Origin of the sequence: Aeromonas sp. s11 (assembly GCF_040907945.1) — a bacterium.
Lineage (GTDB): Bacteria > Pseudomonadota > Gammaproteobacteria > Enterobacterales > Aeromonadaceae > Aeromonas > Aeromonas veronii.
Genome location: NZ_JBFOCU010000032.1, coordinates 1 through 19,271 on the forward strand (window position 1 = coordinate 1; position 19,271 = coordinate 19,271).

General features: G+C 45.5%; 19 protein-coding genes. 9 read left to right on the forward strand and 10 right to left on the reverse strand.

The genetic code is table 11. The annotated features are described in order from the left end of the window. Positions 1-22: 22 nt before the first annotated feature. Positions 23-1,054 (reverse strand): IS630-like element ISAhy2 family transposase, encoded by a 1,032-nt coding sequence (locus AB5Y84_RS09750; protein WP_001809438.1) that lies wholly within the window; start codon positions 1,052-1,054, stop codon positions 23-25. 329 nt (positions 1,055-1,383) lie between these two features. Here AB5Y84_RS09750 and AB5Y84_RS09755 point away from each other — a divergent pair, with 329 nt between their 5' ends. The 9 genes from AB5Y84_RS09755 to AB5Y84_RS09795 all read left to right on the forward strand — a co-directional run bounded on the left by AB5Y84_RS09755 (position 1,384) and on the right by AB5Y84_RS09795 (position 10,310). After that, entirely contained in the window at positions 1,384-2,292 is a 909-nt protein-coding gene (locus tag AB5Y84_RS09755; RefSeq protein WP_106843028.1) for a flagellin, read from the forward strand. 580 nt (positions 2,293-2,872) lie between these two features. After that, positions 2,873-3,778: a flagellin gene (locus AB5Y84_RS09760; protein ID WP_106843027.1), complete on the forward strand. Its 906-nt coding sequence runs from the start codon at positions 2,873-2,875 to the stop codon at positions 3,776-3,778. A gap of 36 nt (positions 3,779-3,814) precedes the next feature. Further along, complete coding sequence (locus AB5Y84_RS09765; RefSeq protein WP_106843026.1) at positions 3,815-4,249, forward strand: flagellar protein FlaG; 435 nt, start codon at positions 3,815-3,817, stop codon at positions 4,247-4,249. Between the two features lie 25 nt (positions 4,250-4,274). Beyond that, positions 4,275-5,672, forward strand: a complete 1,398-nt coding sequence (fliD, locus tag AB5Y84_RS09770; protein ID WP_106843025.1) for a flagellar filament capping protein FliD — start codon at positions 4,275-4,277, stop codon at positions 5,670-5,672. Positions 5,673-5,695: 23 nt separating this feature from the next. Next, positions 5,696-6,118: a flagellar export chaperone FliS gene (gene fliS / locus AB5Y84_RS09775; RefSeq protein WP_106843024.1), complete on the forward strand. Its 423-nt coding sequence runs from the start codon at positions 5,696-5,698 to the stop codon at positions 6,116-6,118. After that, on the forward strand, positions 6,118-6,441 hold the full coding sequence (locus AB5Y84_RS09780; protein ID WP_106843023.1) for a hypothetical protein: 324 nt from the start codon (positions 6,118-6,120) through the stop codon (positions 6,439-6,441). The genes fliS and AB5Y84_RS09780 overlap by 1 nt, the downstream gene beginning before the upstream one ends. Beyond that, positions 6,441-8,531 carry a 6-hydroxymethylpterin diphosphokinase MptE-like protein gene (locus tag AB5Y84_RS09785; RefSeq protein ID WP_106843022.1) on the forward strand — a complete coding sequence of 697 codons (2,091 nt, stop codon included), beginning with the start codon at positions 6,441-6,443 and terminating at the stop codon, positions 8,529-8,531. Before AB5Y84_RS09780 ends, AB5Y84_RS09785 begins: the two co-directional genes overlap by 1 nt. Positions 8,532-8,649: 118 nt before the next feature. Next, positions 8,650-9,339, forward strand: coding sequence for a class I SAM-dependent methyltransferase (locus tag AB5Y84_RS09790; RefSeq protein ID WP_106843021.1), 690 nt, complete (start codon positions 8,650-8,652; stop codon positions 9,337-9,339). Continuing rightward, positions 9,336-10,310, forward strand: coding sequence for a hypothetical protein (locus AB5Y84_RS09795; protein WP_128835977.1), 975 nt, complete (start codon positions 9,336-9,338; stop codon positions 10,308-10,310). The genes AB5Y84_RS09790 and AB5Y84_RS09795 overlap by 4 nt, the downstream gene beginning before the upstream one ends. 36 nt (positions 10,311-10,346) lie before the next feature. Here AB5Y84_RS09795 and pseI read toward each other — a convergent pair whose 3' ends face one another. The 9 genes from pseI to pseB are packed head-to-tail and all read right to left on the reverse strand — an operon-like array spanning position 10,347 to position 19,262. Then, positions 10,347-11,396: a pseudaminic acid synthase gene (pseI, locus tag AB5Y84_RS09800; protein WP_128835975.1), complete on the reverse strand. Its 1,050-nt coding sequence runs from the start codon at positions 11,394-11,396 to the stop codon at positions 10,347-10,349. A 33-nt stretch (positions 11,397-11,429) separates the two neighbouring features. Next, positions 11,430-12,107 (reverse strand): formyltransferase family protein, encoded by a 678-nt coding sequence (locus tag AB5Y84_RS09805; protein ID WP_128835973.1) that lies wholly within the window; start codon positions 12,105-12,107, stop codon positions 11,430-11,432. After that, positions 12,108-12,788 (reverse strand): PIG-L deacetylase family protein, encoded by a 681-nt coding sequence (locus tag AB5Y84_RS09810; RefSeq protein ID WP_128835971.1) that lies wholly within the window; start codon positions 12,786-12,788, stop codon positions 12,108-12,110. 1 nt (position 12,789) lies between these two features. Then, positions 12,790-14,244 carry a GNAT family N-acetyltransferase gene (locus AB5Y84_RS09815; RefSeq protein ID WP_201998346.1) on the reverse strand — a complete coding sequence of 485 codons (1,455 nt, stop codon included), beginning with the start codon at positions 14,242-14,244 and terminating at the stop codon, positions 12,790-12,792. Next, positions 14,245-15,534 (reverse strand): aminotransferase class III-fold pyridoxal phosphate-dependent enzyme, encoded by a 1,290-nt coding sequence (locus AB5Y84_RS09820; RefSeq protein WP_201998344.1) that lies wholly within the window; start codon positions 15,532-15,534, stop codon positions 14,245-14,247. After that, entirely contained in the window at positions 15,531-16,286 is a 756-nt protein-coding gene (locus AB5Y84_RS09825; protein ID WP_201998342.1) for an NTP transferase domain-containing protein, read from the reverse strand. Before AB5Y84_RS09825 ends, AB5Y84_RS09820 begins: the two co-directional genes overlap by 4 nt. Beyond that, on the reverse strand, positions 16,283-17,128 hold the full coding sequence (locus AB5Y84_RS09830; RefSeq protein WP_108542038.1) for an aldo/keto reductase: 846 nt from the start codon (positions 17,126-17,128) through the stop codon (positions 16,283-16,285). The genes AB5Y84_RS09825 and AB5Y84_RS09830 overlap by 4 nt, the downstream gene beginning before the upstream one ends. Then, the gene (gene pseC, locus AB5Y84_RS09835) at positions 17,119-18,261 is read right to left on the reverse strand and encodes a UDP-4-amino-4,6-dideoxy-N-acetyl-beta-L-altrosamine transaminase (RefSeq protein ID WP_201998340.1); all 1,143 of its coding nucleotides are present in this window, start codon (positions 18,259-18,261) and stop codon (positions 17,119-17,121) included. The genes AB5Y84_RS09830 and pseC overlap by 10 nt, the downstream gene beginning before the upstream one ends. Beyond that, positions 18,258-19,262, reverse strand: coding sequence for a UDP-N-acetylglucosamine 4,6-dehydratase (inverting) (gene pseB, locus AB5Y84_RS09840; protein ID WP_115544860.1), 1,005 nt, complete (start codon positions 19,260-19,262; stop codon positions 18,258-18,260). Before pseB ends, pseC begins: the two co-directional genes overlap by 4 nt. Between the last annotated feature and the right edge of the window lie 9 nt (positions 19,263-19,271).

Below are 19,271 nucleotides of genomic sequence, written 5' to 3' on the forward strand. Positions count from 1 at the left end.
TAAATAACTGATCCCAATAGTGCTACACCTTCGCTGTGCCATAGCCATTCCCCGGGAAAGGAGACACGGTATCCATGAAGTGTTTCACTCGGGCCAGCAGGTTTGCCATCCCTCTGCATTGATGATTGCGCGTGATGGTTTCATGTAACTTGTGCCATAGCCGTTCTATGTGATTAACCCAAGGGCTGTAAACTGGCTGGAACACCAGGCAGAACTTGGGATTCTTCTTCAACCATCGCTCGGTCTGTTTGCTTTTGTGAATGATGTAGTTATCGAGGATCAACGTGATGGTTTTGGCTCGTCGGTAGTGGTGGCGCAGCTTTTCCAGCATGGCAATAAACAGCGATGAGTTTTTCTTGATCCCGCTGACGTAAAGTACCCTTCCGTTGCCTGCGTGGAGAACGCCTGCCAGATAATGCTTGGCATTCTGCCCCGGTGTGACAACCCGCTTTTGCTGCGCTCTGAACATCCAGTCGGCTCCTAATTTGGGATTGAGGTCTATATCGACTTCATCCTCATAAAACACCGGATTATCGGCATCACAGCGGGCCAGCGCGGCGTCGATATTCGCCATTTTTTCCTGATAGGCTGGGTCTTTTATCCGCAAGGTCGGCACGGGCCTGCGCCAGACAATGCCCATACGAGGTAACCATCGGCGGAGCGTGGAGGCTGCCACATTGAGCCCTGTTAACCGATTGATTTTTATAGCCAATAGTTCAGTACACCAACGGCTGCGCTGATAACCAAAATCTTGCGGAGAAAACTGCATGAGCAGCACCAGTAAGGTGACAATCTTGGCGATAGGTAAGACTGGGGCACGGCCAGCCGGTAAGGCTTCTAGCGCATCTATGCCTTCATCTCGATACCACCGAAGCCAACGACCGATGGTCGAGCGCGCAGCGCCGGTAAGGTGATGAACATCGGTGATCGTGCGTCCTTCATGTAACAGCAAGATGGCCATCAAGCGACGAGCATGTCCTTTATCACGGGTGGCATGGATGATTTTGTGAATGCGGCGCCGTTGTGGTCGTGGCAGAGGTGGTAGGATAGGCATCAACTCAGTCCTTTGGGTGTGGCTTGTTTTGTTTAGCGACTAATCAGATCGCACAAACTGGACTGAGTTCCCTTCCTCCGGTGATCTACTATTCGGAACAGCTATTTAGCTTCAGAAGGTTGAGCCCATCACAGGTTAAGGTCCGATTTTTTCCTTAAGTATCCCCCCGACCCGCCGATATATAAGGTAAGCGGCGTTAATGCGATGAAGCGTTGAAAAAAATGCTAAAGACATCCAAAAACGAGCCGTTAAATAAGACGCATCGGGCACAGAAAATAATAAAGCTCGAGCAAATAGAAGAGTAAATTTAATAGCTTAGGAGAATAGTCATGGGCCTTTTTATCAACACTAACGTTTCATCACTCAACGCTCAGCGTAATATGATGAATGCGACCAAATCACTGGATACTTCCTACACTCGACTGGCATCTGGTTTGCGTATCAACAGCGCCAAAGATGATGCCGCGGGTCTGCAAATTTCCAACCGCTTGACCTCTCAGATCAACGGTCTGGACCAAGGTAACCGTAACGCTAATGATGGTATCTCTCTGGCACAAACTGCGGAAGGTGCCATGGATGAAGTGACCGGCATGCTGCAGCGTATGCGTACTTTGGCACAACAGTCGGCTAACGGTTCCAACTCTGCCAAGGATCGTCAAGCGCTGCAAAAAGAGGTGGATCAGCTGGGTGCAGAGATCAACCGTATATCTACTTCCACCACTTTTGCAGGTACCAAATTGCTAGATGGTACTTTTAGTGGTGTTTTCCAAGTTGGTGCAGATGCACAACAAACAATTAGCTTTGGCTTGGATCAGTCGATGGGGTTCAGTATCTCTGGGATTGCCAAGGCTGCCGGTACAGCCGTTAATATGGGGACCGTGATTGGTACGGCGTTGGATGTGACTGCTATATTTACTGGTGGTGCCGCAACAGGGATTAGCATCGTTAGCCAGAGTAGTGCGCAGGAGGTGTTGGCTGCTGCAGACCTGATGCTAGCAGTTGTGGATGGTAAACGAGCTGAACTGGGTGCGGTACAGAACCGGATGGATTCGACTATTCGCAACCAAGCCAATATCTCAGAAAACGTCAGCGCCGCTCGTTCCCGTATCCGAGATGCAGACTTTGCCATCGAAACTGCCAACATGACCAAGCAGAATATACTGCAGCAGGCAGCCTCCAGTATCCTGTCACAGGCTAACCAGAGACCTCAGTCAGCACTTCAACTGCTGCAAGGCTAACAAAAGAAAACAGGGCGGTTGTTCAGGCCGCCCTGGTCAAGAGATGGAACAAAGGGGTGTTCGGGTCGCACTCTGTTCTATCAGGAGAGATATAATTCTCTACTAGTAATGCCAAGTGTTGTCCAGCTGTTCAGTTCTGTCACGCTTGGTCATATTCTCCTGAGCATATGCTCATCTTTAGGCCGGTTTACCGGCCTCTTTTTATTGTGTCGCCAAATTGACGTCGTTCTGTTCATTGCATGAACCGTGCCAATGTACCTCATGCCGTAAACTGCGTCATCATCAGCGGTGAGTTGTATGGTGACGCTGCTCAATTCATGTTCTGTTGCCGCCTGCCGGATAAAAGTTGCCGCTTTGGGCAACAATTTTCCTAAAGCTTGTCTCTGTGCTGCCGTTAAATAAAGTGAAGCAATCGAGGGGTGTTCGGAATCCAACGTTTGCACTACTGCGGGTGACCTGTTCGTTCAAACAGACACCCGCCTGAAGAGACTGGAATGTTCAACCTGCTCTTCAAACGGTGGGACGTCGTGCAGTTTTGACGACGCAACCTGCAGTCGCATGTTCTTCGGGAGAATTTATTATGGCCATGTTCATTAACACCAATACGTCATCACTGAACGCCCAGCGTAATTTGATGAATACCACCAAATCTCTGGATACCTCATATACTCGTCTGGCATCTGGTTTGCGTATCAACAGCGCAAAAGATGATGCGGCGGGTCTACAGATTTCCAACCGTTTGACTTCCCAGATCAACGGTCTGGATCAGGGTAACCGAAATGCTAACGATGGCATCTCTTTGGCGCAGACTGCCGAAGGTGCCATGGATGAAGTCACCGGCATGCTGCAGCGTATGCGCACTCTGGCACAACAGTCAGCTAACGGTTCCAACTCTGCCAAGGATCGTCAAGCGCTGCAAAAAGAGGTCGATCAGCTCGGTTCTGAGATTAATCGTATCTCCAGAGATACTACTTTTGCAGGAACAAAATTGCTGGATGGTTCATACACTGGGACCTTCCAGGTTGGGGCGGATGCACAACAAACCATAAGCTTTGGCTTGGATCAATCGATGGGATTCAGTATCTCCGGGATTGCCAAAGCTGCGGGTACAGCTGTTAACATGGGGACCGTGATTGGTACGGCGTTGGATGTGACAGCTATATTTACTGGTGGTGCTGCAACTGGGATTAGCATCGTTAGCCAGAGTAACGCGCAGGAGGTGTTGGCTGCAGCAGACCTGATGTTAGCTGTCGTGGATGGTAAACGTGCTGAACTGGGTGCAGTACAAAACAGATTGGACTCTACCATCCGTAACCAGGCGAATATTTCGGAAAACGTCAGTGCGGCTCGTTCCCGCATCCGTGATGCTGATTTTGCGACTGAGACGGCCAATATGACCAAACAAAATATTCTGCAACAGGCGGCGTCCAGCATCCTGGCTCAGGCTAACCAGAGACCGCAGTCCGCTCTTTCCCTGCTTGGATAATGAGTAGACCCAGCTGACTAAGATGGGAGATATAAGATGACAACTGAAATAGGCAATCTGTCATCTGCCCATGGCGCTTCCTTACAGCTAAGTGACAAGAGCGGCCAAGTGGCCGCTCAACTGCTTTCTGGAACGATGGAAGAAGCTGTGGAAGATGCTCATGTTGCGCCACGGAAAGAGCAAGAACCAAAGGATAATGGCCTCCTTCAGCAGCAAAATCAGTCAGATATTGAAAAGCAGGTACAAAATTTGCAGGAGTTTGGCCACCTGCAAGGGTGGACTGTTAATTTCAGTGTGGAGCAAGACTTGGGCCAAGTAGTGATTAAGGTTATGGATACTGATACCCAGTCAGTGATACGCCAAATCCCCACCGAAGAGTTGCTCGCCATTCACAAACGGATTCAGGCCTTGCGTCAAGGTGAGGCGGGGGCAAATCCCAAACTTGGATTGTTACTCGATCGCGAGATATAAATTGAAAGAATGAGGAGAAAATAACATGGCTATTACCTCTGCCGGTGCCGGTTCGGGAATCGATCTTGAGAGTGTGATTGCGGCTAGTGTGGCGGCCAAGAAGGCACAGTTGCAACAACCGATTATCAAAAAACAAAACAGCACCCAGATCGCGCTTTCTGGCATTGGTCAGCTCAAGTCATCCCTCACGACCTTCACCGATATTCTCGACACATTGAGCAAGCCCGGAGCTTTCAACAAGCGGTCTATCAACATCACGCAGGATAAAGATAATCCTGTGATGAAGGTTGAGAGTAAAAGTGGTGGCTCTAATGGTCAGTACAATGTCACAGTTAATAAATTGGCGACAACCAGTCGTCAGGAGGGCGTATTTGACAGCTCAACCGCACCACTCATTACTCAGGATGGTCAACTGACTTTCAAGGCTGGTGATAAAGAGTTCAAGATCGATGTTAAAGCTGGATATACCTTGCAGGATATTAGGAAAACCATCAATAGCAGTGGGGATAACTTTGGTCTGAGTGCTAATATCGTTAACACCTTGGATGGTAAAGCCAAGTTAATTATTGATTCCGGCATTTCTGGTGATGGTAAGGATTTGACTATCACTGGAAATACCTCAGAGCTAGGTATGTTCTCTATTGGTTCTCCTAGCAATGTTATGAGTCAAACACAGGCTGCAAGTAGTGCCGAAATTGTTGTTGATGGAAATGCACTTAAAAGTGATTCCAACGTTTTTGATGATTCTATCCAAGACCTGAAACTCACCGTGTTGCGAGTTTCTGATAAAGATAGCAGTGGTGATCTAAAATCAAACAAAGTAGATATCACAACAGATAAAAAATCTATCCAGGATATGGTTAAGCAGTTTGTTGATGGATACAACGCACTGCAGGATAAAATGGATGCGCTTGGCAAGCGCAACAGTATAGTTGGTGGTGTCAGGCAGGATGATGGTGGCGCTCTGGCTGGGGATGCAAGCACTCGGACAATCAGTAACTTTATGGCCAATACTATTACTAGTAAAACGGGTACCAGTACAACGTACTCGAGTATCTTCGAGATTGGTATAAAAATGGATAATAAGGGCAAGCTATCTCTGGATAACGAGAAGTTTGGCCAAGCTGTTGATAAAAACTTTGATCAGGTTGTTGCCTTGTTCGGTGGTGATAATGGCCTTGCCGGTGCATTGAATAAAGGATTAAAAGAGTATACCAAGTCCGGTGGTATGTTGGCTGAGCGTACCGATACATTGAATGCAGACTTACGTAGTTTGAATCAAAAGCAGGCAACATCAAATGCTCAGCTGGTAAAATATGAAGCATCATTGCGTGCACAATATGGTAGTCTGGATGCGTTGTTGGTTAAGATGAATCACTCTGCGTCAGCACTGCAATCATTACAGATTAATAACAAGAAATAAATTAATATTACGAGGAGCAGGCGATGTACCAGCGTAATCTAAAAGCATATAAGGCAACCAGTGTCGCTGCTGACTTGGCTGTTGCCGATCCTCATCGTGTGATTCAACTCATGATGCAAGGTGTACTTGAACGCTTGGCTCAAGCCAAAGGCGCAATTGAACGTCGTGATATGGAAGCAAAAGCTACAGCGGTATCTAAAGCACAAGGATTATTACACGGTTTACAGGATGCGTTGGATATGAATCAAGGGACTGTTGCTGAAAATTTGTATAGCCTTTATTCCTATATGGATGAGCGGATCTGGGATGGCAGCCTTGCATTGGATACCGCCCCAATTGAAGAGGTTATGGCGTTGATGGTGACTATAAAATCCGGTTGGGATCAATTACCTGAGGTCGCTAAACAACAAGGTTATCAAATGAGACAACAGCTAGGAGAGCTATAATGATAAGCCTAACCTCTTTGCAACAAGCACTTACAGATAATTACGAGCAGATCGAATCTCTCTTGTCGAAAAAATGTTATGATGAGGCATCTGTTAGGATGGATTATCGGCAATCATTGATTGAGAGCCTGTTACAGTTGGTTGAAAATAAACAAAATCTTAAACAGGATGCAATGTTATTGGCTGCCATAATTTACAAACAAGAAGAAAGTATGAAAAAAATGGCATCTGATCATCAAAAGTTAATATTTAAAAAGCTCTCTTCTATTGGATTGGCGAGTAAGGCCAAGAGAGTATATAGTGAGAATATTAAGGGGTTATGATGTCTGAATATATTAACAGTGTTTTGAAAGAAGCTGAGGATGTTGCTTTACGCCTAAAAAAACAGGCGGAACAAGAAGCCGCAATGTCTATTGCTTTACCACTTCGATTCTCACGGAGTATTGCTGCATTTCATAAATATATCCCTCATATTGCAGAGATATATGAATCATATAAGCCTACACGTCCATTTCGATTTTTTTGTAATGAAAATGGCCAACCTAATCTGGCTTGGGTTGATGATAATATCGCAGTCTATGGCGATGAACCATATCTTGTGTGCGAGACATTGGTTAAAGATTTTATGGCTAAAGGAGTGCTTTCAAAAGTGTCATTTAGCCAAGAAGATAACCCATTGGGATTTATGCACGTCGAGTATCTAAATAAACTTAATGCGTATTTTGATGACATTTTATTACGAGAGGACTCATTGGAGGTAGTGCCAAGCGAAGTTCCCAGTGCTTTGGTTTTTGGGGTCGGTCTTGGGTATCACTTGGGCTATTTATACGAACAGTGTAAGATCGGTACTTTATTTCTTTTTGAGCCAGACTTAGATCTCTTTTATGCATCTCTTTTTTGTTTCGATTGGGACCTTCTGCTAGATTATCTTTATCAGGAGAACCTCGGTTTACATATTCTATTAGGGCAAGACGAGAAAACAATCATTACTGATTTTGGCTCTGCAATTCATAGTCGTGGAGCATTTCTTATTGCAAACTCTTTTATCATGTGGGGATATCAGAATGACACGATAAAAAGTTTAATGGAAAAAGTTAAACTTGAATATCACCTTTTAGTTATGGGGTGGGGGTTCTTTGACGACAATCTTATTGCTCTCTCACATACAATAAGCAATATTGAACAGGGTGTGCGATTTTTAAAAAATAATGAAAAAATATTTAAAGAACAGCAAGACATACCTGTTTTTGTTATTGGTAATGGTCCTTCACTGGATGAGACACTTGCTGTTATAGAGAAAAATAGAGATTGCGCTATATTAATTGCTTGTGGAAGTGCAATTACTGCATTGCATAACGTGGGTATAAGGCCTGATATTTATGTCGCAACAGAGCGAACCAAAAGTGTTTATGATTTTCTGGTCAGTATGAATGACCCAGAATATTTAAAAGAAATCATTTTTTTAAGTTTGGATGTGATCCATCCATATTGCGCCACGTTATTTAAAAATTCGGCTTTGTTATTCAAACGCTCGGAACCAGGTGTCATGTTGTGTAAGACATTTTTTCCTGAAACAAGACTTTTTACCGATTTAGGTGGTGTGAACCCTATGGTTGGTAATATTGGTGTCAGCGTACCGATCCATCTTGGATTTAAGAATTTATATTTGTTTGGCTTGGATAATGGTTATAAAGATAAAAGCCACCATCATTCAAAATTTAGTGCTTATTATAACAGCGAAGAGGGGGCGAAAGCTCTAACGGAGATAGTATGTGGTGAGCGCCAATTAATAAGAGAAGGCAATTTTGGTAGTGTTGTTATTAGTGATGCAATGTTCGATACATCTCGAAAAGTTATAGAGCAGGTATTGAAAATTCATGATGATGTGCAGTGTTTCAACTGTAGTGATGGCGCTAAGATAACAGGTGCTACACCTCTCCGTAGTCGTGTATTAGGCCAACTCCAGCCAGTAGACAAATCATTTTTACTAAGTGAAATTGTAACACGCATGTCTGCTCCGTTATCGTTATCAAAGCAAGATTTTTACCCATTACTTGATATTGAATATTTCAATTACTTTGTTGATAAAATGATTGATGAATGGCAGCAGCATTTCTCATCTAGAAATGAAATTAATCAGCTGATGCTACGACATTTTAATTATCTTCATCAAATAGCAGCGACTCAGCAAAAGCATATCACGATATTTATGATTGGTTCTATGAATTATGTATTCACTCTATTAACATCCATTGCTTATTCATTTGATGGGGAGAAAAAAACACTTTCACTAATTGAACCAGCAATTGACATTTGGTTGGATTTTCTTCGTAAAGCAAAAGAAATGTATCCAATGGCTCTCGACAGCGTAGATATGATAGATAATGATGTGGTTAATTTATTTAAAAAGTAAAATGTTATGGCTATGTAATTATCTGTTCAGGTGAGTGTTGAAATTATGTTATGCTCATGCACTCTGTGTTGCTTTCTTGCAGAGTGATGGAAGATAATTTATAAAGAGAGGTATCTAAATGACTGATGATGACAATAATATATTCAATAAGCTTTACTTGGAAAATGGTGCCGCTTCACAGCGGCGCTATCCGAATGAAAGCTTGATAGGTTTTTTGGCCTCCAGTTTATTTCATCTATCTAAAAAAGAACGAGGTGAGTGTCGAATTCTTGAGGTAGGTTGTGGCAGTGGGGCAAATATATGGATGCTGGCAAAAGAAGGCTTCGATACTTGGGGGATAGATTTATCATCAGCAGGTATAGATCTTTGCAAGCAAGTTATTGCATCTTGGAATGTTAATGCTCAACTTGATGTCGGTAGCATGACAGAATTACCATACCCTGATAGTTATTTTGACGCAATAGTCGATGTAGTATCCATGCAGCACTTAACCCTTACACAGCATATTGCAACGATCTCTGAGATATATCGCTGTCTAAAACCAGGGGGGTATTTATTTTCCTACCATCTTGGAAAAAACTCTTCTGTTTGCCAATCTTCTGGCCTTACTTGGTGTGATGATATATCCATCACTGATATTCCGATGGGGTATCCACTGGCAGGAAATGGACTGACATCATTCCTTGATGTTCAGACTGCTGAAAAGTTGTATTCAGACTTCAATTCCCTAGAGATTGCATCAATCCGAAGGGAATATGCTAAAAGTAGTAATGAAGTAGAGTATTTAGTTATTAGTGCTAAAAAATGAAAATAGAAACCTTATCTAACAGTGAATTTGAGAAGTTACTGGGTGTACGATTACTTGAGTTCGGTGGTTTGAGGACTCCTGGGCATATTGAGTATTTCAAGAAATATTATAACTCATCCTTTGAAGACTTATCTTTTGGGGTGTTCTATCCAGAGGGTGAGATTATTGTTTTACTTACTCGCCATATTGTAAATGACTCTGCACATTATGGTTGGTATGGACAATCTGCTTTGCTACTTTGCAAGGGTAAAGCAGAACAGCAACGCCAAGCTGAGTTAGTGGCTCAGGCCCATATTCTTTCCTTATTGCAAGAAGGAGGCGTTATCGATTTTCAGGAGTCTTCTAGTGAAATAAGTTTTGTCGCTAGAACTCTATTAGTGTTGGGGATATCACCACGAGTTTATTCTGAACAAATTATTAGGCTGGTTAGTGATGAATTAATGCTGAGTGATATGCGAAAAGTTTTCCGCCAAAATATCAACTGGGGAGCCCGTCATCTGGAGTGCAAGATTATCGATGCTAATAATGTAACAGAGCAAGATTTTCTGGATTTCGAAGAGTTTCATGTCGCTGTTGCTGGTAGGCGAACCCGAAGCCATGACTCTTGGGTAGAACAGATGAGGTTAGTACAGACTGGAGAGAATTTTCTTGTTGTTAGTCATTTAAATGAAACGCTGGTTGGCATGTCTTTGTTTGCAGCATCAGGGAAACTTGCCTATTACTCTGTTGGTGTGTATGAGCGAGAACTGTTTCACTTCCCTCTTTCTCATTATCCGATTTGGCTAGGTATTTTGCACTCCAGAGATATGGGATGTGTTGAGTTTAGTATGGGGGAGAGTGTTTATAATAATGTGATTAACTCTCTTGGCCATTTATCGACAGAGAAGGAATGCAATATTAGTCACTTCAAGCGAGGATTTGGTGGCGATATCAGGTCGTCATTACGTTTTTATGGTGACTTGAAAGTTTAAAATAGTCATTGGCTTATATGTGCCAATGACTGTTTTTTATAAAAAAATATCTTTAAGACTGACGGCTTGGCCGCGATAAATATCTTGGCGAGCTTTTTTTCCCAATATTTTTGGCAATGCTTCAGGTGGCAACCCATAACCTGGCCGGATCCGTCGGATGTGTTCCGGTTTTATGGTGGTGCCCGCTGGAATGTCGGTAACAAAATACAAAGAACGACGAAATCTCAGGTTTGCCTGTTCAGCCTGGTTGTCACCACTTTCTCCTGACCCCAACGCTTGCCAGCAGAGTTTTGCCTGGCTGCAGAGCTCTTTAAGTTCACCTGGTTCAAGTGAGAACTCGGCATCCGGGCCGCCATCAGCGCGAGCCAAGGTCAGGTGTTTCTCGATGGCCACAACGCCCAATGCTATTGCCAGCTGAGCGGCGGTATTTCCCATCGTGTGATCAGAGAGACCAACGGGTACTGAAAATGTCTCTGCCAAGCGGGTAATCCGCTTGAGATTGATATCAGCAAGAGGGGTTGGGTAGCCACTGACACAATGAAGCAGCAGGATCTGTGAGCAACCATTTTCACGCAAAATGGTTATTGCCTTGGCAATTTCATCTTCAGTTGACATGCCAGAAGAGATAATTACCGGCTTTCCTTGTTGAGCTATGTAGCTGAGCAGGGGAAGATCGGTAATTTCGAATGAGGCAATCTTGTATGCAGGAGTACCCAGCTCCTCCAAAAAATCAACAGCACTCTCGTCGAAGGGAGTGGAGAAAATAGTCAATCCGCGTGACTTTGCTCGTTCAAAGAGAGGCTGGTGCCATTCCCATGGGGTATGGGCTAGGGTGTAGAGATCGTAAAGGGTATGGCCATCCCATAAACCGCCCTGAATATGAAAATCCGGTAGATCACAGTCGATTGTCATGGTGTCAGCGGTATAGGTTTGCAGCTTGATGGCATCAGCTCCCGCGTCGGCAGCCGCATCTACCAGCGCCAGTGCCCTCTCCAGCTGGCCATTATGGTTGCCGGAGAGTTCGGCAATTATATAGGGAGGGGTATCTGGACCGATTATACGTCCATTGATTGTAAATTCAGTCATAGTTATCATTAAATCCTTGAAACAATTTTGATTTTAATCGTTATGTTTCTGTATGCGAACATGTGCTTCTATATCTCCAGATAATCGCATTATCGGATGCGAAAAAATTAACCTATATTTACCAACGTCAATATAAGCTGGAGGGTAACCATCAACATCTAAAACTCTTATTTTATCAAAAATATGTTCAATGCTGTTATTCATATCAATATTGCTTTGCTCGTTTTTTCTACGCTCAAATAATGTGACATCCCCAATTTGTGGTATTGGCGTAGGGAGTTCATGCAATAGTTTATTCATCATTGATATGCTAGCGAGATAGATCCTTCTGAATACCTCCTCGCCACCGCCAAGTAGGGATACATCTTGGCGTAAATATATAGGGCCGGCATCTAGCTGATTTGTCATTTTAAGTGCCACTACTTGAGTAGTTTGATGTCCATTCAGCACCATATTCTGAATGGGGCTACCTCCTCTGCCGTAGGGTAAAGGAGTGCTATGAAAGCAGATGCATGTACATTCTTCTATTAACTTATTAGAAACAATCCATGACCAATGTGGAAAAAAAATCAAATCTATATTTTTTTTAGACAACAGGAGTAAATCCTCTTGATATTTACAAATATAAGCTGCATTGTTAAGCAACGCAGGTGATTTTTCCTGTAGCAAACTCCAGAATGAGTTGCTTTTGCAAGCAATAGCATATTTCATTTACAGCGACCTCGATTTAATTATTTCAAAAGCTTCTGAATAATTAAAGCCAGCCTGAGAGCCTCTAACTCTATTTATATTTTCTATGGAGGATATTGATCTTGGGTGAGGTATATCTCTCATCTCCATCCAATAACAGTTGAGCGCTTCAATTTTTTTATGCATAAACTTATCGATGTTTACAAATAAGTTAGGGTTAAAGGTACGAACTCCCCATTCTGTTGAGGATGCAATTTCATAAGCTCTTATTTCTTGCCATGACTCATTTGGCTGAGCTCTAAAAGCAACTAATGTTGCCTCATGAACTCGCCTATGATCGATGTTAAGATCTGCAGACGAATGAGTATATATTATATCAGGAGATATATGTTTTTTTACTTCCTCTATATATCTTGCTAATTCGAGGAGTGGCACAGTATCAAGCATATTATCTGGAAATTGACCTCTTCCAATCCAAGTGAATCCAATGGTTTTGGCTGCTAGATCAGATGCTTGCTTTCTCTCTTGCGATAAATTTCCATCGTCAATATTATTTACTCTGGCACCGATACCATTAGTAAATGATAATACATATACAATATCACCTTGGTTAATGTGTTTGGCAATAGTGCCACCACACCCAATGGTTTCATCATCAGGATGGGCTGATATAACTAAAATAATTTTTTCCTTATAATTCATCTCACCTCCTATTTTTAGTAAGTTCCATTTCTAGGAACCCCTCATTTGAGCCTCTTTCGAGGAAGTTAGATTTTTTATATAGTTTAAAAGCTACATCATTAGTTACTTTTACACACAAATTTAGCTTTTCTAAATTTGCTATATCAAATGCGATATATTCTATTGCCTGAAGTATTTTATTTCCAAACCCTAACCATTTATCACTAGGGTGTCTATATATGTCTAACCAGGCCTCTTTTTTTATCCAATCGATTCTATGTAAAGATGTAGAACCCATGATTTTATTTCCATAGAAAACCGCATAGTTTAAATTGCAAGGATCCTGTTCTTGACTTTTGATGAAGTTAATATGAGAGGATATTGATATACGCTTTGTGTCATGCATTTCTTTGCGAACTTTATATCTATTCCTTATAGATAAAACAGTTATTTTTTCAGATTTATTTAATTGAGTGAATGGGATTAATGTCAACTCTCTATAAGTGATAGCTGTAGATATTTTTGAATAATAAAAAAGTAAGTGAGATAGTCGTTGTGCCCCGTCAGGAATAGGATATTTACTCATGTTCACAACATGATTTTTTCTTGTTTGAAAGTCATTTAATATCGACATAGAGGTTATTATTTTTTCTATAATATTATCATTTTCCCAGTTGTCAATAATTTCAAATAAGTTATGGCTAGAGATACTCTCTAGTTGTGAAGACTGGTTTTCGGCTGTTTTTATAATAATTGAAGGTAGCAAAGATGCTATTAACTCAAAAATTGTCTGCCCTGCAGCACAAATAGATATGTCACTTTGATACATTAACTCTGCTACCTGTTTGGCGCTAAGGTTAGAGTAATAGATACAATTTGATGAACATGCTGTCTGTATATTTGTTATTATGTGTATTGTTGCAGTTGGATATATGTCTTTTGTGATGTTAACTATACGGTTAGTTATCCCCAGAATATCTGTTCCACCCATCATAACAAGAATATTATTAATGGGTTTTTTTGGTGCTTTATTCCTTTTGCGGATGTCAATGAAATCTGGTCTGATGGGTTGCCATGATGTGCCGATGAGCCATCGAGATGGATGGTTTGTAATTTTAGTTACGTTTGGTGTGGGATGTATAACTAGACCTTTTGGATATTTCACGCGAAAAGTATCATCAACATATGCTGTTATTTTAAAAAACGATGATAACTTTTTAAGTTGTGTTACTGATGCTGTATAGCTATCTATAATAGCAATATCCATGTTCAAGGAAATCGTTATTTTTTCGAACTGCCATTGTTTCCATACTACGTTATTCCCATTAATAAACTGATGTGCAATTGAATCGCCATCAATCACCCATTGAACTTTACCACCTAATTTTTCCCATGCAGTGGCATATGAATGACATCGACTTAGATGCCCCAAGCCTCTCTGTTTATCACCCTCGGTAAAAATCCAAAGTGTCATCATTTAGCGTACCTTGAACACTGGCTGTATAGGTTTGCCGTGTAGTTTGGCTGTTAGAGATTTATCGTGATCATGGTGGATTAGCGCTGGCAGTATGTCGCGATAGGTGGCCAGCAAAGCGGCCACATCCTGTTCGCTGTGGGCCAGATTCATATTGTGACTGCCAAGGGTGAGGATCCCTCGCTTGCACAACTCCTGGATCAGATAGCTCTTGAGAAGCCAGGTAGAGTGGTTTACTGAATCCGCAACCAGCAGAAAGCTCCAGCTCGGATGTCCGGCGGTATGCAGCCAGTCCGGGGCATCGATCTCTTTTAGCAAGCTATCGAGCCCATCCAGTACCTGTTGTCCCCGCTCTGCAAGCCTCTTTGGTACATCCAGTCGCCGCATCTTTTTGATGACGGCGTTGGCCGCAGCGAGGGCAATTACATCCCCGCCGAAGGTGCCGGAGAAGAAGATATCTTCCATCCGTTTCATATATTGGCGGCGGCCAACAACGGCGGAAATCGGGAAACCATTGGCCATGCCTTTGCCGAACGCAGCAAGATCCGGCGTCACACCAAAGAGGCTCTGTGCCCCGCCCAAGTGGTAGCGAAAACCTGTAATGGTCTCATCAAAGATGAGTAGTGCGCCATGGGCATCGCAGAGTTGGCGCAGACCAGGCAGAAAATCCGGGGTTGGCCAGGTTACATTCATCGGTTCCAGAATGACGGCTGCAAACTCGCCCGGGTGAGCTTCCAGCAAGCACTGCAGCGAGGCAAGATCGTTGTAGTCAAATCTGTGGGTCAGCTCTCTCACACACTCGGGGACCCCCAAATGGCGGGTGGTTGAGCCGATGTACCAGTCTTGCCAGCCATGGTAGCCACAGACTGCTACCCGCTCGCGGCCTGTGACTGCTCTGGAGAGCCTGATACAGGCTGAGGTGGCATCAGTCCCGTTTTTGCCAAAGCGAACCATTTCGGCGCAGGGGATGAGCTCAATGAGCTGTTCAGCGACTTCGGTTTCCAGCCGGTGGGGAAGGGAGAAGATCGATCCAAGACTGAGTTGCTCCATTACCGCTTCATTCACATCCGGATCGCAATATCCAAGACTGATGGCCAGTAGGCCGCTGGCAAAATCAAGATACTCGTTGCCATCTACATCCCAAACATGCGCCCCATTGCCGCGCTCGATAAAGAGTGGGGCGGCGCCATAGGGGAAACAGAGGCGACTTTTGGAGAAGGTTTGGGAGCCGAGTGGAATGCTCTGTTCCGCCCGTGCCGAGAGAGCAAGTGAATGTTGATAACGTGAGGTCATATATGATTCTCCTTGGCCAGCGAATTAGCCAATCCTTCGTTGCGCTTGTGCCGGGTATTAAGTGTTGTCAGCTCCGGCTGCTGCGCCAGCAGGGCGAGGATATCGTCGGTCGTAAAGGTTGGGTTGGCAGGATAGAGAGCCTGATAAATTCGCTCTACCAGTTCAAAGTCGGCAGGCTCATCGACAGTCCAGCGCAGGTGGGCCAGCGAAGGCGAGCGCTGCAGTTCGCCGATAGAAAACTGTTCGGAATGACAGCGAACGTAATAGGTGACATGTTCCCGCTCGGTCTGCGTGGCGGCCTTTTCCTGCAAGGTTGCCAGAGTCGATCCACTCATGATCTCGGCATCCAGCCCATCCGGATAACTGGGATTGCCGCAGTTGCTGCTGTAGTCGAACTTGCCCGAGAGATGGAGGGCTATCAGCTCGTCTATTACCATAGGGTCAGCCAGTGGGCAGTCACCGGTGAGACGCACAACATGGGTCGGACTGTAGGGTTGGGCCGCCAGATAGAAACGCAGCAACACATCGTCAAGAGGACCGCAGAAACAGGGGATATTCAACTTCTCGCACAGCTCGGCAATGGCGCGATCTTCCGACTGATCGCTGGTGGCAACCAACAGTTTATCCAGCAGCTTGCTCTGTTGCAGCCGTTCAATCTGCCTTGCCAGCATGGGTTCGCCCAGCAGTTCCTTTAGTACCTTGTTGGGCAGGCGGGAAGAACTGGTTCTGGCCTGCAGAATACCCAAGATCATCGTGTTCTCCAGAGTCCGGGGTTGATAAGTTCCTGTTCCATAGACGCCAGGTGTGCGATATCGGCCTCGTAGCACTCGTGCTGTACTTGACTAGCCGCAACGATGGCGGCCAGCTCTTGGGCATGACAAACACCGACAACAAAGCGGCTCACCTGTGGTAGGGCTGTCATGATGGAGAGGGCTCTGCCAAGCGGGGCCACCGAGGGATGCCAGTGGTCAAATCGTTCAAGTGCGGTAGCGAAACGCTGAAAATAGTCAGGTCGCTGCGCTGGTTGCATCAATAACAGGCCCTGTAAAAAGAGCGAGCGAACATGGATTTCACATCCCATATCTACCAGTTTGTCGAGCCATCCAGTGCGTAAAAAGCGTTGATCGAGCAAATTGGCAGGTAATTGCACCAGTTCCAGAGGATAGCCAGCTGCGCTCCAGGTATCGAGCTCCTCCGGGGAGTAGACGGAGATCCCGAGTTTTCCGATCGCGCCCTGTTGCTGCAAATCGGTGAGTAACTCGAACAAGGCAGGTGAGGCATCTTGGCTACGGTGCAGCAGCAAACCATCGAGCCGTTTTCGCCCCAGCCAATGCAAGCTGTTGTTGAGCGCTGCCTTAACATCGGACAGCGGTAGCCCTGGTGCCAGCTTGTCGATGAGAGTGAAGTCGGTGATATCTCTTTGCCCCAGCCTCTGCTCGGCATTGCCATAGGCTTGCGCCGTATCCAGGGTGTCGATACCTGCTTGACGAGCTAACGCAATGATCGCGTCGAGTTCCTCATCGCTGACTTGTCCGTCGTGATTGCTGATCCCGTAATCCAGACCGAATTGCACTGTGCCCAGAGCTAGCCGCATAGTGCCTGCTCCAGCGCATCTACGACCTGTTGCTGCTCTGAGAGAGTCAGAGCCGGGAATAGTGGAAGAGAGATTGCTCCCTGATAGTAGGCTTGTGCGCCCGGATAGGCTGCTGGATCATGTCCCAGCCCACGGTAGTAGGGCTGGGCTGGGATAGGAATATAGTGAACGTTGACGCCAATGCCGGCAGCACGCAGGCGGGCAAACACCTGATCGCGTTCAGCCACCTGAATGACATAGAGGTGATAACCGCTCTGGCGATTATTACTCTGCTGCAACGGCTGGACTGGCAAGGGGGATAACAGCGCGTCATATCGCCTGGCAAGTTCACGACGCTGGGTAATGAACTGATCAAGACGGCTCAACTGACTAAGCCCTAGTGCCGCCTGAATGTCGGTCAAGCGATAGTTGAAGCCCAGAAGTTGTTGCTCGTAATACCACTCTCCGGGAGAGGGCATGAGCAGCGCTTGCGGATCTCGAGTGATTCCATGGCTGCGATAGAGTCGCAATTTGTCGGCCAGCACCTGATCCCGGGTGGTGACAGCGCCTCCTTCTGCGGTCGTAATCGGTTTGACCGGATGAAAGCTGAAGACCGTCATATCGCTGTGACGGCAACTACCGATAGGTGACCCCTGATAGTGGGCACCCAGTGCATGGCAGGCATCCTCGATCAGAACGATTCCGTACTGGCGACAGAGCGCACCGATCTCTTCGAGATCGCAGGGCTGTCCGGCCAGATGTACAGCAATCAGCGCTTTTGGAAGGGAGTGGGTGCGCATAGCTTGCTGCAGTTTCTTATCCAGTGCCACTACATCGAGGTTACCGGTAGCAGGGTCAACGTCGACAAAATCAACGTTGGCATTGTAGTAGCGAACGCAGTTCGCCGACGCAACAAAACTGACCGCAGAAACCCAAACTGTATCTTGGGCGCCAATATCCAGTACTGCGCAGGCCAGATGAAGCGCAGTGGTGCCGTTACTGCAAGCAACCACATGCGGCACTTGGCAGTAATCTGCCAGTCCTTGTTCGAAAGCGGGAACGGCTTGGCCTTGGGTCAGATAATCAGATTTCAGTACGGCAACGACGGCTTCTATATCGGCATCGCTGATCGATTGGCGGCCATAAGGGATCATTCGGACAATACCTGCTGGTTCATGCTCTGTAGTTCGGCTATCGACAGAAAGTGCTGATTATTTAGGGAATTGTATTCAAAGCCCGGTGCAACCAGTGTGGCTGTTTCACCCAGAGCATTAACGCTGAAATCATTGTTGCGGCTGGTGAAGCTGATGCTGGGGGCAATCACGTAGTAATCGTTGAACTCATAAGTGTGGAAAGAGTCGTCAGCCGGACACATCACCTCGTGCAGCTTCTCCCCCGCACGGATGCCGATGATCTCCTGCTTAAGGGTCGGAGCCATGGCTGCCGCCAGATCGGTGATCTTGACCGACGGGATTTTCGGCACGAACAGTTCGCCACCGCGCATACGCTGGAAGTTGCTAAGAACAAAATCTACGCCTTGCTGCAAGGTCAGCCAGAAGCGGGTCATCTCGGGGTGGGTGATAGGCAGCGTACTGGCGCCGCTCTTGATCAGATTGTCGAAGAAGGGAACTACTGAGCCCCTTGAGCCGACCACGTTGCCATAACGTACCACCGAGAAGATGCTCGGGTTCTTGCCCGCCATATTGTTGGCGGCGACAAAGAGCTTGTCAGAACAGAGCTTGGTTGCCCCGTAAAGGTTGATCGGGTTGGCAGCCTTGTCGGTCGAGAGTGCAATGACCTTCTGCACGCCATTGTTGAGCGCGGCCTTGATGACGTTTTCGGCTCCTCCAACGTTGGTCTTGATGCACTCCATCGGGTTGTATTCGGCAGCTGGCACTTGCTTGAGCGCAGCGGCATGCACCACAAAGTCGACATCGCGCATCGCCATGTCGAGGCGCTCGGCATCGCGAACATCGCCGATAAAATAGCGCATGCAGGGATGGTTGAAACACTGCTGCATTTCAAACTGCTTGAGCTCATCACGGGAGTAGACGATCAGTCGTGCGGGTTGGTAGCGGGATAGCACGGTTGCAATGAATTTCTTGCCAAATGACCCCGTGCCACCGGTAACTAGGATTGTTTTTCCATTAAACATGACGGTGTC